The 15714-nt window shown below is 72.6% G+C and carries 14 protein-coding genes, 1 pseudogene and 1 riboswitch (1 of these 16 only partly in view); of the genes and pseudogenes, 2 read left to right on the top strand and 13 right to left on the bottom strand.

Annotated elements, in window-relative coordinates; all coding sequences use genetic code 11:
* On the top strand, positions 1–767 hold the final stretch of the coding sequence (locus ACGF12_RS29370; protein ID WP_393036455.1) for an IS200/IS605 family accessory protein TnpB-related protein. The gene continues 1000 nt to the left of window position 1, outside the view; the window shows 767 of its 1767 coding nt (coding positions 1001–1767); its start codon lies off the left edge, out of view; the stop codon is at positions 765–767.
* On the opposite strand, the gene ACGF12_RS29365 is transcribed toward ACGF12_RS29370, so the two are convergent.
* The 9 genes from ACGF12_RS29365 to ACGF12_RS29325 all read right to left on the bottom strand — a co-directional run bounded on the left by ACGF12_RS29365 (position 764) and on the right by ACGF12_RS29325 (position 8030).
* The gene (locus ACGF12_RS29365; RefSeq protein WP_393036424.1) at positions 764–946 is read right to left on the bottom strand and encodes a hypothetical protein; all 183 of its coding nucleotides are present in this window, start codon (positions 944–946) and stop codon (positions 764–766) included. The genes ACGF12_RS29370 and ACGF12_RS29365 overlap by 4 nt on opposite strands.
* Positions 947–975: 29 nt before the next feature.
* The gene (locus ACGF12_RS29360; protein ID WP_393036421.1) at positions 976–2397 is read right to left on the bottom strand and encodes a nitrate/sulfonate/bicarbonate ABC transporter ATP-binding protein; all 1422 of its coding nucleotides are present in this window, start codon (positions 2395–2397) and stop codon (positions 976–978) included.
* Between the two features lie 11 nt (positions 2398–2408).
* Positions 2409–4169, bottom strand: a complete 1761-nt coding sequence (locus tag ACGF12_RS29355; protein WP_393036418.1) for an ABC transporter permease — start codon at positions 4167–4169, stop codon at positions 2409–2411.
* An 82-nt stretch (positions 4170–4251) separates the two neighbouring features.
* Positions 4252–4620, bottom strand: coding sequence for a glyoxalase (locus ACGF12_RS29350; RefSeq protein ID WP_393036416.1), 369 nt, complete (start codon positions 4618–4620; stop codon positions 4252–4254).
* On the bottom strand, positions 4617–5108 hold the full coding sequence (locus ACGF12_RS29345) for a hypothetical protein (RefSeq protein WP_393036413.1): 492 nt from the start codon (positions 5106–5108) through the stop codon (positions 4617–4619). The genes ACGF12_RS29350 and ACGF12_RS29345 overlap by 4 nt, the downstream gene beginning before the upstream one ends.
* Before the next feature lie 73 nt (positions 5109–5181).
* Entirely contained in the window at positions 5182–5622 is a 441-nt protein-coding gene (locus ACGF12_RS29340; RefSeq protein WP_393036410.1) for a winged helix-turn-helix domain-containing protein, read from the bottom strand.
* 47 nt (positions 5623–5669) lie between these two features.
* A complete protein-coding gene (locus tag ACGF12_RS29335) occupies positions 5670–5918 on the bottom strand; it encodes a hypothetical protein (RefSeq protein ID WP_393036407.1) in 249 nt (82 codons plus the stop codon).
* 73 nt (positions 5919–5991) lie between these two features.
* A complete protein-coding gene (locus ACGF12_RS29330; protein WP_393036405.1) occupies positions 5992–6279 on the bottom strand; it encodes a hypothetical protein in 288 nt (95 codons plus the stop codon).
* Between the two features lie 101 nt (positions 6280–6380).
* Positions 6381–8030, bottom strand: coding sequence for an NRAMP family divalent metal transporter (locus ACGF12_RS29325; RefSeq protein WP_393036402.1), 1650 nt, complete (start codon positions 8028–8030; stop codon positions 6381–6383).
* Positions 8031–8376: 346 nt separating this feature from the next.
* Positions 8377–8554: riboswitch (M-box (ykoK) riboswitch) on the bottom strand.
* Between the two features lie 183 nt (positions 8555–8737).
* Between ACGF12_RS29325 and ACGF12_RS29320 the strand changes: the two genes are divergently transcribed.
* A complete protein-coding gene (locus ACGF12_RS29320; RefSeq protein ID WP_393036399.1) occupies positions 8738–10039 on the top strand; it encodes a YhgE/Pip domain-containing protein in 1302 nt (433 codons plus the stop codon).
* Here the strand turns inward: ACGF12_RS29320 and ACGF12_RS29315 are convergent.
* From ACGF12_RS29315 to ACGF12_RS29300, 4 genes and pseudogenes are all read right to left on the bottom strand, one after another.
* Positions 10024–12354 (bottom strand): FdhF/YdeP family oxidoreductase, encoded by a 2331-nt coding sequence (locus ACGF12_RS29315; protein ID WP_393036396.1) that lies wholly within the window; start codon positions 12352–12354, stop codon positions 10024–10026. The genes ACGF12_RS29320 and ACGF12_RS29315 overlap by 16 nt on opposite strands.
* Before the next feature lie 87 nt (positions 12355–12441).
* Complete coding sequence (locus ACGF12_RS29310) at positions 12442–13359, bottom strand: LysR family transcriptional regulator (protein WP_393036393.1); 918 nt, start codon at positions 13357–13359, stop codon at positions 12442–12444.
* Between the two features lie 156 nt (positions 13360–13515).
* Positions 13516–14334, bottom strand: a pseudogene (fdhD, locus tag ACGF12_RS29305) (formate dehydrogenase accessory sulfurtransferase FdhD); the annotation flags it as partial.
* Entirely contained in the window at positions 14322–15623 is a 1302-nt protein-coding gene (locus tag ACGF12_RS29300; protein WP_393036390.1) for an MFS transporter, read from the bottom strand. The pseudogene fdhD and the gene ACGF12_RS29300, both read right to left, overlap by 13 nt.
* Positions 15624–15714 lie beyond the last annotated feature (91 nt).

Here is a 15714-nt window from a genome sequence, read left to right as displayed (position 1 = left end):
GGCAGCGCAATGATGTGCCGGTCGGGCCGCTGGAAACCCGGCGGTGCGGCGTGGTGGTCGGCGTGGACATGAACGCCGACCACCTCGCCGCCTGGCGCCTCGACACCCACGGCAACCCCACTGGTCAGCCCCGCCGCTTCGACTACGACCTGTCCGGGACCGCCGATCACCGCGACGCACAGGTCCGGCACGCGATCACCCGCCTGCTCCACTGGGCGAACGACACCGGCGTCAAGGCGATCGCGATCGAGGACCTGGACTTCACCGACTCCAGGACCCGCGAGAAGCACGGCCGCAAACGCCGCTTCCGCCAGCTCGTCAACGGCATGCCCACCGCCAAGCTACGCGCCCGGCTCCTCGCGATGACCGCCGAAGCCGGGATCTCGGTCATCGCGGTCGATCCCGCTTACACCAGCATGTGGGGCGCGCAGCACTGGCAAGCCCCGCTCTCCACACCCCGACGCCCCGCGAGCCGCCACCAGGCGGCGAGCGTGGTGATCGGCAGGCGCGCCCTCGGACACCGGATCAGGCGACGGACGGCACCGCCCCGTGCACACCAGAGCGATGTGCACGGGCATCGGACCGCCCAGGCCCGACCCGGTGACCGGGGGCGTGAGGGAAACCGCCCCCGCGTACCCGGACCACGGACACGATCCGGCGGTGCTGAACGCGGCAGGAACGCGGTGGACCAGAACGCCCAACACCGTTCGGGGCGTTCGGCTGAGCAAGGGTTCTGGCGACAGGACTCACTCCCGCTCAGTCTTTAGGAACGGTAGCGCTCGTTCCTGCGGCCCTCCTCGATCGCCTGCGCCATGAACCGCTCGTTGCCCGGCGTCCCGGAGCCCGCCGCCGACCCCGCCGCCGACCCCGCCGCGGACCCCGGCGCCGCGTACGGCACCAACCCCGCCGCACCGACCGAGCCGAGGAACCCACGCCTGTTCAACATCCCGTGCCCTCTGTCCAGTTGCCGTGCCGTTACGGCAGCATTGTCCCCGGGCAGGCCTCCTCCAGCCGGTACTCCCGCCGGGCCGCGTCGTAACCGAACAGGCCCGCGTAGCGGCCCCAGTCCGTCGCCGTCTCCAGCTGCCGGTCGACCTGCTCGCTGGTGTAGTGGTGGGCGAGCAGATCACGGAAGAAACCGGCCCGGACCGTGGCGCCCGCTTCACCGCGGAGGCTGTTGGTGATCAGCCTGACCAGCGGTACCTCCACCGCCGCCGCGGCGAAGAGGGCGCGGGAGTCCTGGACGTCGGCGTGGGCGAAGGCGGTGCCGTCCTCGGTGAGGAGCAGGTCGTCGCCGTGGATCTCGGCGAAGCCGAGCAGGTCGAGGGCGTCGACCTGGGGGAGCATGTCGTCGATGTCGAGGCCGAGTTCGTCGGCGAGGTCGGCGAGGTCGCAGCGGCCGTCGCGGTGGGCGATCATCTCGGCGAGGCCGGAGAGGCCGTCGACGCTGGCGGTGGGCAGCGGGGTGGTGGCGAGGGTCCGGCGGTCGGGGCGATCCGCGTCGGGGCGGCCCGGGTCGGGGCGGCCGGGCGGGCGGGTCTCCTTGGGGCGGCCGGTCATGATCCGGTAGACCCGGTCGACCAGTTCGTCGAAGGCGGCGCAGTCGCGGTCGCGCGGGCGGTCGAGGTCGACCTCGACGGTTTCGCGGATGGTGCCGTACGGGCGGGAGCCGAGGACGACGACGCGGTCCGCCATCAGGACCGCCTCCTCGATGTTGTGGGTGACCAGGACGACGGCGCGGGTGGGGAACTGGCCGGAGTCCCACAGCTCCATCAGTTCGCCACGCAGGTTCTCGGCGGTGAGCACGTCGAGCGCGGAGAACGGCTCGTCCATCATCAGCACGTCCGGCTCGACCACCAACGCCCGGGCGAAGCCGACCCGTTGGCGCATGCCGCCGGAGAGCTCCTTGGGGTAGGCGGACTCGAAGCCGGCCAGGCCGATCAGGTCGATGGCCTGGTCGGCGGCCCGGGCGCGTTCGCGGGGCGGCACCCCGCGGGCCTCCAGACCGAGTTCGACGTTCTGTCGGACGGTCAGCCAGGGCAGCAGGGCGAAGGTCTGGAAGACCAGCGCGGTGCCGGGGTTGGCGCCGGTGAGCGGGGTGCCGCGGTAGCGGACGGTGCCGGAGCTGGGCGGCAGGAGGCCGGCCAGGCAGCGCAGCAGGGTGGACTTGCCGGAGCCGGAGCGGCCGAGCAGGGCGACGATCTCGCCGGACCGGACGGTGAGGTCGATCCCGGAGAGTACCGGCAGTTCGCCGTCGGCCCCGGCGTAGGCCTTGGTGAGGCCGACGGTCTCCAGCAGGATCCCGTCGTCGACCGGCGTCGCCGGCGGGCCCGGGGAGTGCGGCGGAACCGGGACCACGGGGGCGACGGCGGCGCGACGGAGGAACGGCAAGCGCATCGGACGGAACCTCACTGGAGCGAGTAGCGGCGCTCGGCCAGCCGGTACAGCCGGCGCCAGAGCAGGCGGTTGAGGGCGACGACGTACAGGCTCATCACCGCCACCCCGGCGAGCAGGTGCGGGTGGTCGCCGCGTTCGGTGGCCCGGGCGATGTACGCGCCGAGGCCGGTGGCGGTCAGGGTGGTGCCGCCGAAGGTGACCACCTCGGAGACGATGGCGGCGTTCCACGCCCCGCCGGAGGCGGTGATGCCGCCGGTGACGTACGCCGGGAAGATCCCGGGGATGATCAGCCGCCGCCAGCGCTGCCAGCCGCGCACGCCGAGGTCGTCCATGGCCTCGCGCAGGTCGCTGGGGATGGCCATGGCGCCGGCGATGGCGTTGAACAGGATGTACCACTGGGCGCCGAGGGCCATCAGCAGGATGCCGCCGAGGTCGATCGACAGGCCGGTGCGCAGCAGCAGCCAGACCACCAGCGGGAAGAGGAAGTTGGCCGGGAAGCTGGCGAGGATCTGGACCAGCGGCTGGGCGATCCGGGTCAGCCGGGGCGAGAAGCCGATCCTCACCCCGACCGGCACCCAGACCACGGTGGCCACCGCGACCAGCACGACCACCCGGGCCAGGGTGGCCAGGCCGAGCAGCAGCGGCTCGCCGAAGACACCGAGGCCGGTGCGGTGGGCGAGGTAGCGGCCGAGGTCGACCAGGCCCCAGAGCACGATGCCGCCGGCGACCAGGGCGAAGGTGACGTCCCCGGCCCGCTGCCAGGCCGGGTGGACGGCGAGCGGGCGGTCGTCGGTGCCGAACACCCGCCCGGCCCGGTTCAGCGCCCGTCCGAGGGGGCGCAGCGCCCGGCCGAGCAGGGCGGGCAGGTGGGAGCGGCGCAGCAGGTCGAGGACCGTGGAGCGCTGCACCTCGGTGGCCTCGGACTGCTCGTTGCGGAAGCGCTCGGCCCAGGCGGTGAGCGGCCGCCAGAACAGGAAGTTGACGCCGACGACGAGGACGACCATGGTGGCGATCGCCCAGCCGACGCTGCCGAGGTCCCCGGCGGCGATGGCGGCGCCGGCGTAGGAGCCGACCCCGGGCAGCGCGTACCGCTGGTTGTCGACGGTGATCGCCTCGGAGGCGACCAGGAAGAACCAGCCGCCGCCGAAGCTGAGCATGCCGTTCCAGACCAGGACGATCATCCCCGAGGGCAGTTCCACCTTCCAGAACCGCGTCCACCGGCTGCACCGGAACGACCGCGACAGTTCGTCGAGTTCGCGGGGCAGCGAGACCAGTGAGTGGTAGAAGCCGAAGGTCATGTTCCACGCCTGGGACGTGAAGATGGCGAACACGGCGGCGCACTCCAGGCCCAGCATCGAGCCGGGGAACAGGGCGAGGAAGCCGGTCACCGCGACGGTGAGGAAGGCCAGCACCGGCACCGACTGGAGGATGTCCAGCGCCGGGATCAGCACCCGTTCCAGTCGGCGGCTGCGGGCGGCGGCGTAGGCGTAGCCGAAGGTGAAGACGACCGAGAGGGCGAGCGCGGCGAACATCCGCAGCAGTGAGCGCGCGGCGTAGTACGGCAGGTGGGACGGGTCGGTGGAGACGGTGGCGTCCCGGGCGGTGGCGAATCGCACCGTGGTCCCCTGCCCCACCCGCAGTGCCAGGTAGAGCAGGACCAGCACGGCGGCCGCCACGACCGCGTCCACCCAGACGGTCCGGGCCCGGCGGCGCAACGCCCGGGGCGGCAGCGGGCCCCGGGACAGGCCCGGGGCGGACTTCAGCAAGGACATGACGGACCTCCGGCGCACAAACCCGGGCAGTCTGCTCCCTGCCGACGTCCGTGTGCAAATGGACCGGTGCCGGACCGGCCGGTCAGGCCGCCGCCTCGACGAACTCCAGCAGGTTGCCGACCGGGTCGGTGGTGTAGAAGCGGCGCCGGGGCGGCAGGCTCTCGTCCCAGACCACCTGGGCGCCGAGTTCGGCCAGCCGTCCGGCGAACTCGTCGATCTCGCAGACCGCCATCCCGGGGTGGGCCTTGGTGCTGGGACGGAAGCGCTCCTCGATGCCGAGGTAGAGCCGCACCCGGCCGCCGTCGGCGGCGAACCAGCACCCGCCGCGCCCGGTGAGCGGCTGGGGCTTGGGGATCTCGGCCATCTGCAGGACGTCGCCGTAGAAGGCGCGCAGCAGGGCCTCGCTGCCGGGTGGGGCGGAGAGCTGGACGTGGTCGAGGGCCGTGATCACTGGCGCCTCCTGTCGGACGGTGCGGTCAGGGTGGACGTGGCGTGCTGCCGGGCGGCGGCGACCAGCAGCCGGGCGGTCGGGGTGGGCAGGTCCAGGTGGCGGGCGATCCACTGGGGGTCGTGCCCGTGGGTGGCGAACACCCAGGCGGTGTACAGCCGGTTCAGGCCGGGGGCGCCGGGGCCGAGCAGCAGCGGGCGGACCTGCTCCATCGGGAAGCCCTCCAGCGAGCGGGCGCTGAACCACTGGGTGTCGTCCTCGCCGGCGGCGGCCCGGTCCGCGAGCGGGCGGCCCGCCTGCCGCCGGCTCTGGGCCAGCAGTAGGGCGAGCAGCAGCCCGGCCGTCGCGGCGCCGATGAGCACGCCGGACAGGAAGGGCCGCAGCGGGGCCGGGGCGAGGGCGAGGGCGACGGTCTGGAGGCCGAGCAGGAGGAGGACGCCGCACAGGGCGGTCCCTCTGCCGGTCCGTGCGAACAGGGCGGTTCCGGTCATTGCGGTGTCCTCCTCCGGTGGTGCGGTGGGTACGGCTGCCGGTTCGGGCGGCTTCGAACGACCTCAAGCGGTTTCAGGCGGCGCGGACCAGCCGGGGGTCGTACTTGTAGCCGATCTGCCGGACGGTGGCGATCGCCTCCCGGTGGCCGGGGCCGAGCTTGCGGCGGATCCGGGCTATGTGGGTGGCGATGGTGCGGGTGTCGCCGGTGTCCGGCCGGCCCCAGACCGTCTCCATCAGCTGGCGGCGGGAGTGCACCCGCAGCGGGTTGCCGACCAGGTGCGCGAGCAGTTCGAACTCCAGGTACGGCAGGTCGAGCTGCTGGCCGTCGACGGTGACGGTGCGCTGATCGGGGTCGACCACCAGTCCGGGGTCCGGGCTGATGACGGGACGCGTGGCGGCCGGGACGGCCGGTGCGGTTGGTGCGGGGCGCAGGTGCCGCACTGTGGCCGGGACGGCGGGGGCGGCGGCGTGGTCCGAGAAGATGGCTTCGAGCCTGGGGTAGCGCACGGCCATGGCGGATGCTCCTTCGTCGGGTCGAAACGAGTCGGGGGAGTGGTGGGTCAGAGGCCCGGGTGCCAGGAGGCTTCCAGCCGGACCGTCCCGTCCGGGGCGGTGACGGTCCGCCAGCGGGACCGCATCGGCAACGGGCGGCCGCTCGGCACGGTCGCGGCCGGCCCGGCGACGGCCTGCAGGACGGGGTTGTCCAGCGGGCTCGCTGCCAGGCGTCGGCCCACCGCGGCGAGGGCGGCGCGCAGTCGGCCGGGGTCGGTGGACGGAAGGGCGGGCTGGAACGCGGCAACGATGGACATGGCAGGTCACCTCCGTGACGGGACAATGAAAAAATGAGCAAGTGCGCTGATGTGCGCAGAAATTGATGAAGCTTCAGGCGGCGGTCGCGACGGCGGCCCGGTGATGGGCGGCGGCGTGGGCGAGGCGGTGCGCGGCGGCCGGCGGGAGGTCCGCGAAGGCGGCGAGCCAGTCCGGGCGGTGCCCCTGGCGGGCCAGCAGGTAGGCCAGGTGGACGCGCGGCTCGTACGCGGAGGCCGGGCTGTTGGGCGTGCCCGAACGGGGGCAGGCGCCGGGGTCGTCGAGGCGGTAGGCGCGCTCGACGCCGTCGTGCAGGGCGAGTCGGATGCTCGGGCAGTGGTGGAACAGGGGGTTGGTGCGCATGGCCGTGCTCCCTTCCTTCCCCCGGGCGCGGGGTGGTTGAGGGTTCCGGGGCGGGCCGGGGGCGGCGGCGGTCGTTCGGGGCGCCGCCCCCGGCGTCCGGGTCAGTGGCTCAGGGCGGTCTGGACGATCTTGATGATGACCATGACCATCGCGATCAGCAGGTAGGTGCGCAGGGCGCCCATGCCGATCTTGCGGGCGGTGGACATGACCGGCCGCTCCAGCGTCTCCAGCGGGGGCATCCGCCAGTTCTCCCGGTCCGTGCGGTCGATCGGGTCCTCCTTGGTGCCCCGGCGGCCGAAGGTGAAGAAGTACCCGGCGACGAGTACACCCGCCACACCGCAGCCGGCCATGATCCACAGGAGCGCGTCCGAGCTGATGTCCGGCCAGACCACGGAGGCGGTCAGGATCAGGGACAGCATGACCAGGATGCCGACCACGGCGGAGGTGAAGGCGTTGGTCTTGGGACCGTTGCGCCAGGGGCCGAGCACGGCCTTGTCGTTGCAGAGAAGCAGCAGGAAGACCGTGGCGGAGGGCAGCAGCACGCCGGCCAGCACCTGCACGAACTGGGTCATCAGGCCCTGGGCGTAGTCGGTGGACAGCAGGGTGATCGCGGCGGCCACCACGACCACGCCGGCGTAGATGCCGTAGAAGCCCTTGGCGCCCTTGACCCCGCGGTGCAGCGAGTGCTTGATGCCGAAGACATCGCCGATGGCGTAGGCGGTGGACAGGGACACCGCGAAGGCGCCGATGATCGAGGCGTCCAGCAGCGCGATGGCGAACAGCACGCCCACCAGGTGTCCGGCCTTGTCCTCCAGGCCCTTGGCCACGGCGGCCGCGTCGGTGAACTGGCCGACGCCGTCGGTGCCGTCGAAGGCGGCGGCGCAGAAGCCCATCATGGCGGCGGCGCCGATGATCACGATCGCGATGCCGATCCACAGGTCGGCCTTCTCGTACTTCATGAAACGCGGGGTGATGCGCTTGTCGATGACGTACGACTGCTGGAAGAACAGCTGCCACGGGGCGACGGTGGTGCCGACGATGGAGACGATCAGCAGCATGACGGTCGCGAGCTCGCCCGAACCGCCCGGCATCTGCGGCACCACGAAGTCGTGGGCCATCTGCGAGGTCTTCGGGTGGACCATGAAGTAGATCGGCACCAGCAGCAGCGAGCCGATGCACAGCGTGATGGCGACGCGCTCGAAGCGCTGGAAGGAGCCGGTGAAGGCCGAGGCGATGATGACCGCCGCCGCCAGGATGACCGAGGCGACCTTGGGCAGGCCCAGGTACCCGGCCGCCAGCGTGACGCCGATGAACTCCGTGACCAGCGTGAGGGCGTTGAGCAGGAAGAGGTCGATGACGCTGAATGCGCCCCAGAACTTGCCGAAGCGCTCCAGGATGAGGCGGGCGTGGCCGACGCCGGTGACGGCGCCCAGGCGCAGCACCATCTCCTGGTTGACGTAGAGCACCGGGATCAGCAGGGCCAGCGTCCACAGCAGCTGGGTGCCGTAGTTCTGGCCGGCCTGGCCGTAGGTGGAGAAGGCGCCGGCGTCGTTGTCGCCGACCATCACGATCAGGCCGGGGCCGACGATCGCGAGCAGGGTCTTGAGTCTCGCTGAGAGCCCCTGGCGTGGTGCGTCGTCATCGAGCCTGATGGTGCCGAGCGCACCCTTGATGTCGCCGACGTGGGCGTCGTCCAGTACCGCCGAACGCTGCGGCGGGACCTTCGAGTCGAGTGTGGTGTTGGTGGTCATGACGTTCCTCCCGTGAACCCCTGGCAGGTGGGGTGGTTGGGGGCGCGCAGCAGCAATTCCCCCTGCGTGTGGGCACGGCGCATCGGCGCGCGGCGGTGCGGCCCGTACGGGGACGTACGGGCACGGCGGAGCCGCGTGCGCGGTGCTCAGTGCTGATGCGTCGTCAGATCTACGCGCAGGGAAGGTTGTTACCGCGTGCCGGAGGTGTGCGAGGACAAGCGGGGGCAGGGGCAACTGTGGCCCGGACTACTGCAATCCATGTCTCTCGCCTCCTCCCGGCCGACGCACCCCGTGGTGCGTGTCATCGACGCGGCAAGGAGTTCGCCCGCGTGCGGAAGCGACCGCCGGCTCACCCCAACTCGTCAGAGCTTTGGCACTCCACGGCGTGTCCAACCCCCTTGGGTCGGAAGCCACTTCGGATCAACCCTTAGGTCGGGAAGATCTGTCCTAACCCTGGGCGTCTCTCGACGTCGTCGGATCAGTGGCCTGTGTCCGTGAAGAAGCCTCACCGAACGAGGTGCCTTCTTCAAACCTCCAGAAGCATAGACCGGCCGGAGGGCGATACTTGCGCACTTGGTAGAACCTTTACCTTTGTGGAGGGGCGCCACCCGCCCGGGTGGCGCGGGTTTGACCACCCTGCCGCCACGGAACGACTTCCCGCCGTACCCGCAGCGGCACCAGGCAGTGCCCACGACCCGAGGGGTGGCATGGCGACCACAGGCTCCCAGGGGGCTCCCCGGCAGGCGAGGGCGCTGGCGCTCGCCCGGCGCCCGAAGCTGTGGCTCTTCCCGAGCGTCCTGTGCGGCCTGCTGGCCGTGGTGCTCTCACTGCTCTACATGGGCGGCATCGTCAACCCGAACGGGAACCTGCACCGGCTGCCGATCGCCCTGGTGAACGCCGATCAGGGCGCGCCGCCGCCCGGCCGCCCGGTGAACCTCGGAACCGAGCTGACCCGGGCGGTGGTGGCCGGAACCCCCGACGACACCGTCGACTGGCGGCAGACCGACGACGCCGGCGTCCGCGACCTGCTCGCCTCCGGGAAGGTCTACGGCGCGCTGCTCGTGCCGGAGGACTTCACTGCGACCGTCACCAAGCTGGCCACCGGCGGCGCCACCGAACGGCCCACCCTGACCGTCCTCACCAACCCCGGCCTCGGCAGCCTGGGCGCCTCGATGGCCGCGCAGATCGTCCAGACCGCTGTCCACCAGGCCTCGGTCACGACCGGCAAACAGCTGCTGGCCGCCCTACCGGCCTCGACCGCCCGGGGCCCGGACACCGGCGCCACCGCCCGGCTGCTGCTCGCCGACCCGATCGCCGTCACCACCCAGGTCGGCCACCCGATCGGCGGCCACAGCGGCCTCGGCCTGAGCGCCTTCTACTACGCCCTGCTGGCCGTGCTGACCGGCTTCATCGGCGGCAACATCATCCACAACGGCGTCGACGGCGCGCTCGGCTACAGCGACAGCGAGATCGGCCCCTGGCACACCCGCCGTCCGACCGTCCCGATCAACCGCACCCAGACCCTGCTGCTCAAGATGGTCATGACGGCCGGGATCATGCTGCCCACCACCTCCCTGGTGCTGCTCTGCACGGTCGGCATCCTCGGTATGGACGCCCCGCACCAGGCGATGCTCTGGCTGTTCGGCTACTGCGCGAGCGTGGCCGTCGGCCTCGGGGTGCAGTCGATCAACGCCGCGTTCGGCGGGATCGGGCAGCTGGTGTCCATGTTCGTCTTCATCGCGCTGGCCCTGCCCTCCTCCGGGGCGACCGTCCCGCTCCAGGCCGTGCCCGGGTTCTACCGCTTCCTCGGCATCTTCGAGCCGATGCGCCAGCTGAGCGCGGGCATCCGGGCGATCCTCTACTTCGACGCCCGGGGAGACGCCGGGCTGGCCCGCGGCTGGATCATGATCGCCGTCGGCCTGGTGCTCGCACTGGCCTTCGGCTTCGCGATGACCCGCTACTACGACCGCAAGGGCCTGCACCGCTGGACGCCTCAGCCCTCGGACTGACTCCTCGCCACCGTCACCTTCAGGTGCTTCATGATCGGCTGGTCGCTCTGGGTGCTGTGGTCGCCGATCGCGCACAGCACGTTCAGCTCCGGCATGTACCCGGCCGCGCAGCCGCGCGGGATGTCGTACGGGACCGCCAGGTAGCCGTACACCGATCGGGTGCTGCCGTCCCGGGCGGTGCTGGTGACGTCCACCCGGTCGAACTCGGCGAGGCCGCGCTCGCGCATGTCGTCCTTGTTCATGAAGACCAGCGTGCGCAGGTTCCGCACGCCCCGGTAGCGGTCGTCGTCCGAGTAGATGGTGGTGTTCCACTGGTTGTGCGAGCGCATGGTGCCCAGCGCCAGGGTGCCCGGTCCGGGGACCACGTCCGGCAGGCCGGCGGTGGAGAACTCGGCCTTGCCGGAGGGGGTGAGGAAGACCAGCTCGCGGGCCGGCTGCTTGATCCGGAAGCCCAGCGGCAGCCGTACCCGGCGGTTGAAGTCCTCGAAGCCGTCCAGGACTTCGGCCATGGTGTCGCGGATCCGGTCGTAGTCCTCGATGTACCACTCCCACGGGGTGGGGCTGTCCGGCAGCGCCGCGCGGGCCATCCCGGCCACGATCGCCGGCTCGGAGAGCAGGTGCGGTGAGGCCGGGCGCTTCATGCCGACCGACAGGTGCACCATGCTCATCGAGTCCTCGACCGAGGTGGACTGCACCCCGGCGCGCTGGTGGTCCTTCTCGGTCCGGCCCAGGCACGGCAGGATCAGCGCCCGCCGGCCGTGCACCAGGTGGCTGCGGTTGAGCTTGGTGCTCACCTGGATGGTCAACTCGCAGCGGCCGAGCGCCTCGTAGGTGTAGAGGGTGTCCGGTGCGGCGAGCGCGAAGTTGCCGCCCATGCCGACGAAGACCGTCACCTCGCCGCGCTGCATCGCCTCGATGGTGCCGACGGTGTCCAGGCCGTGGGCGCGCGGCGGCTCGATCCGGCAGACCTCGGCGAGCCGGTCCAGGAACGCGTCGGCCGGCCGGTGATCGATCCCGCAGGTGCGGTTGCCCTGCACGTTGCTGTGCCCGCGCACCGGCGAGGGCCCGGCCCCCTCGCGGCCCAGATTGCCGCGCAGCAGCAGGAGGTTGATGATCTCCCGCGCGGTGTCCACGCCGTGCTCGTGCTGGGTGACGCCCAGGCACCAGGTGAAGATCGAGCGGTCGGCCTCGCGGTAGACCCGGGCCGCCTTGAGGACGGCGGCCCGGCCCAGCCCGCTCTGGCGCTCGATCTCCTCCCACGGCGTGCTCGCGCAGAGGTCGCGGTAGGCCTCGAAGCCGGCCGTGTGGCGGTCGATGAACAGCCGGTCCAGCGCCTTGTCGTCGGTCGCGGACTGCTCCAGGATCGCCTTCGCCATGCCGCGCAGCAGCGCCATGTCGCCGCCGATCCGCGGCTGGAGGTTCAGGGTGCTGGTGCGGGTGGCCTTGTTCAGCGCCATGTCGGTGAAGTCGTGCGGGATGATCGTGCGGGTCGCCGCCGCCTCGATCAGCGGGTTGACGTGCACGATCCGCGCGCCGCGCCGGTACGCCTCGGCAAGGGCGGTGAGCATCCGGGGCGCATTGGAGGCCGCGTTGACGCCCATGATGAACAGTGCGTCGGCGACCTCCCAGTCCTTGAGGTCGACCGTCCCCTTCCCGGTGCCCAGCGCCGCCTCCAGGGCCCGTCCGCTGGCCTCGTGGCACATGTTGGAGCAGTCGGGCAGGTTGTTGGTGCCCAGCTCGCGGGCCATCAGCTGGTAGAGGAAGGTCGCCTCGTTGCCGAGCCGGCCGGAGGTGTAGAAGGCGGCCCGGTTCGGGTCGTCCAGCCCGCGCAGGGTGCTGCCGACCAGCTCGAAGGCGTCCTTCCAACTGATCGGGACGTAGTGGTCGGTGTCCGGGTCGTAGACCATCGGCTCGGTGAGGCGGCCCTGGTCCTCCAGTGCGAAGTCGCTCCACCCGGACAGCTCGGTCACCGAGTGGGACGCGAAGAACTCCCGGCCGACCCGCTTGCGGGTCATCTCCCAGGTGACGTGCTTGATGCCGTTCTCGCAGATGTCCAGGTGCAGGCCCTTGGTGTCGTCCGGCCAGGCGCATCCGGGGCAGTCGAAGCCGGTGTTCTCGTGGTTCATCCGCATGACCGCCCGCGGCCCGTCGACGTACGCGCCCTCGCGCAGCAGGAAGCGGGTGACGCTCTTCGCCGCGCCCCAGCCGGCGGCCGGGTGGTGGTACGGCGCGAACTGCGGCGGGCCGGCGGGGGAGGGGCCCACGGGCTCCTGCTCCTGCGGGCCGGCGTTGACGGCGTCGTCGGAGGTGGTCACGGTGCTCGCCTTCCGTCGCACGGGGTCGGACACCCGGGCGTTGGGGTCGAGGCTATGTCGGTCGACCGGGCCCCGCGCGTCGAGCCGCTACGCCCCCGGCAGGCTGCCCAGGACGGCGGCGACATCCGTCCGCCGGGCCACCTCCAGCAGGACGCGGGCCATCACCGAACCCGGCTCCCGGGCGGCGAGCACCAACCCGATCGGCGCGCTGTGCACCGGCTCCACCAGCGGAACGGCCTGCATCCCCGGCGGGACACCGAACACGTGCAGCCAGGCGTACGGCACCACGCTGGCCCAGTGGCCGGTGCGCACGTGCGCGAACAGCGAGGCCACCGAGTCGGTCTCCACCCGGGGCGTCGGCTCCAGCCCGAGGCCCGTGAACACCTCGTCCAGCACCCGGCGGCCCTGCATGCCCGGGTGCAGCAGGCACAGCGGCAGCCGGGAGGCCTCCGCCCAGGTGGCGCGCGGATGCCGGGCCGGCCCGTCCGCCAGGCTGGTCAGCAGGACGTACCGCTCCTCGTACAGCGGCAGGGCGCGCAGGTCCGCGGAGCCAGGCCCGGGCAGGTAGGTGATGCCCGCGTCGATCTCGAAGTTCCGTACCTGGCGCAGCAGTTCCTCGGAGCGCAGGTCGGTGGACAGCTCCACGGCCACCAGCGGGTGGGCGGCGCAGAGCGGCCCGGTGAGCAGCGAGACGGCGCCCGAGGCGGTCGGCGCGGCGCCGATCCGCAGCCGTCCGCTCAGCCCGGTGCGCAGCGCGTCCACCTCGTCCCGCAGGGCGTCCCGGTCGGCCAGGATGCGCTGCGCCCACAGCACGATCCGTTCGCCCTCGGGGGTGAGGCCCTCGTACGCCCGGCCGCGCCGCACCAGCAGCACCTTCAGCTCGTCCTCCAGCTTGCGGACGGCCTCGGACAGGGCCGGCTGGGAGACGTGGCAGGCCTGGGCGGCACGGGCGAAGTGGCGCTCGCGGGCGAGGGCGACCAGGTACTCGAGCTGGCGGAAGAGCATCTACTCGGCCACCGGGACGGGGTCGGTGCGGCCGGTACCGCTGTGCGCGGGGCCGAGGCGGGCAGGGTCGAGTCGAACCAGGTCGACGGGGGCAGGGTCGACGGGGGCAGGGTCGAGGCGGGCCGGGTCGGGTCGGTCGGTGTCGGGTCGGTCGGTGTCGATGCGGTCCGCGCGGGTGTAGACGTTCATCGAGTCGCCACGCAGGAAGCCGACCAGGGTCAGCCCGCTCTCCTCGGCCAGGTCCACCGCCAGCGAGGAGGGCGCGGAGACGGCGGCGAGCATCGGGACGCCCGCCATCACGGCCTTCTGCACCAGCTCGAAGGAGGCCCGGCCGCTGACCATCAGCACCGTGCCGCGCGCCGGGAGCAGGCCCTCGCGCAGGGCGTGGCCGACCACCTTGTCCACCGCGTTGTGCCGGCCCACGTCCTCGCGCAGGCAGAGCAGCCGCCCCTCGGCGTCGAACAGGCCGGCCGCGTGCAGGCCGCCGGTGCTGTCGAAGACCTTCTGGGCGGCCCGCAGCCGCTCGGGCAGTGCCGACAGCAGCGCTGGGGTCACGCGCAGCCCGTCCTCGGCGACGCTCCACGGCGCGGTGGTGCGCACCGCGTCCAGGCTGGCCTTGCCGCACAGGCCGCAGGAGGAGGTGGTGTAGAAGTTGCGCTCCAGCGAGGCGTCCGGGGCGGGCACGCCGTGGGCGAGCACGACGTCCACCACGTTGTAGGTGTTGCCGCCGTCGGCGGTGGCCCCCGCGCAGTAGCGGATCCCGGTCAGGTGGTCGGCGGCGTGCAGCACGCCCTCGCCGACCAGGAAACCGGCCGCCAGGTCGAAGTCGCTGCCCGGGGTGCGCATGGTCACCGTCAGCGGGCGCCCGCCGACCCGGATCTCCATCGGCTCCTCGGCGGCCAGGGTGTCGGGGCGGTGCGAGGGCACGCCCTGGCGCAGTCGCAGCACCCTGCGCGGTACGGTCACTCGGCCCATCGTCGTCGGCTCCTCGGTGGTGTCGGTCCGGACTGTACGGATGCATCCTCGCTCTTTCCGCGGCCCGCGGGGGCCGGGTGGCGGTGCTCCGGTCCGGGCAGGTGGCGGCGGCTGTGCGCGGCGGTCACCGCCAGGCAGAGCAGGCCCACGGCCGCCATGCCCGCCAGCAGCGCCGGATAGGAGGCGTGGCCGGAGGTCCCGGCGAGCAGCAGCGGGGTGAGGAAGCCGCTGGAGGTGGTGCTCTGGTAGAGCGAGGCGGAGGTCGGGCCGCCGGGGCGCGCGGTCCTTCCCGGGGTGAGCCGTTCCACCTCGTGCAGCCCCGCGCCGAGCGTCAGCCCGTACCCGGTACCGAGCACCACGGCGGCGGCCACCACCAGGCCCACCGAGTCGTGGGCGGCGGCGAGCGCGCCGAGCAGCAGCCCGGCGATCACGGTGGCCATCGCGGTGAGGGTGGCCCGGGCGCTGTCCGCGTCGTCCAGCCGGGCGGCGAAGGGCTGGGCGACCACGCCCGCGGTCAGGGTCAGCGCCGCGACCAGGCCGCTGAACAGAGGCGCGTAGCCGGGCACCCGGTCGGCGACCAGCGGCGGCAGGACCACGTACGCCACGGTGGCGGCGCCGAGGACGGCGGGGCTCGCGGGGAGCACGACGTAGCGGAACCGGGGGTGGCGGACGGCCGCCGTGTGGTGCTGGGGCGCGCAGCGGCCGGGGGCGGTCTCCGGGAGCCGGCGGGTGGCCCGCAGCACCAGCAGACAGCCCAGCGCGTGCGCCAGGCCCGGCAGCGCCATCGGTCCGGGCAGCCACTCGGCGATCACCCCGGAGACCAGCGCGCCCGCCGCGAAGCCCGTGCCGGTGGCGTACATCGCGCGACGGGCCCCGTCCTCGGGCGGGACCTCGGGCCCGGAGAGCTCCCGCAGCCAGGTCGTCCCGGCCAGGAACACCAGCCCGGCCGCGAAGCCGGTGCCCAGCCGGGCCGCGTACACCGACGGCTCGTCCCCCAGCGCCAGCAGGACGCTGGCGGCGGCGGACAGGCCCAGCGCGCCGCGCACCGTCTGCCGCCGGCCGTACCGGTCGGCGGCGGGGCCGCCCAGCAGCAGGCCGGGCACCAGGCCGAGCAGGTAGACCGAGAACATCGCCGCCAACGACAGCGCCGACCAGTCGGTGCGCGCCCGGTACACGGTGGCGAGGGCGGTGAACTGGTTCGCACCCCAGGCGGCGACGGCCACGGCGGCGGCCGCCGGGAGCCAGTGGCGGGTGGGGTGCGGCGCGGGCATGTCGTTGCTGCTGCCCATGCTCCGTACTGCCCCTTTTCCGACTTTCCGGTCATTCCCGGACTCCGCCGGTCCAGTGTGTGGTCCGTCGTCGAGAGGCGTCAAAGACGCA

This window comes from Kitasatospora sp. NPDC048296 (assembly GCF_043201815.1).
Lineage (GTDB): Bacteria > Actinomycetota > Actinomycetes > Streptomycetales > Streptomycetaceae > Kitasatospora.
This window is presented reverse-complemented; position numbering and strand designations above follow the sequence as displayed.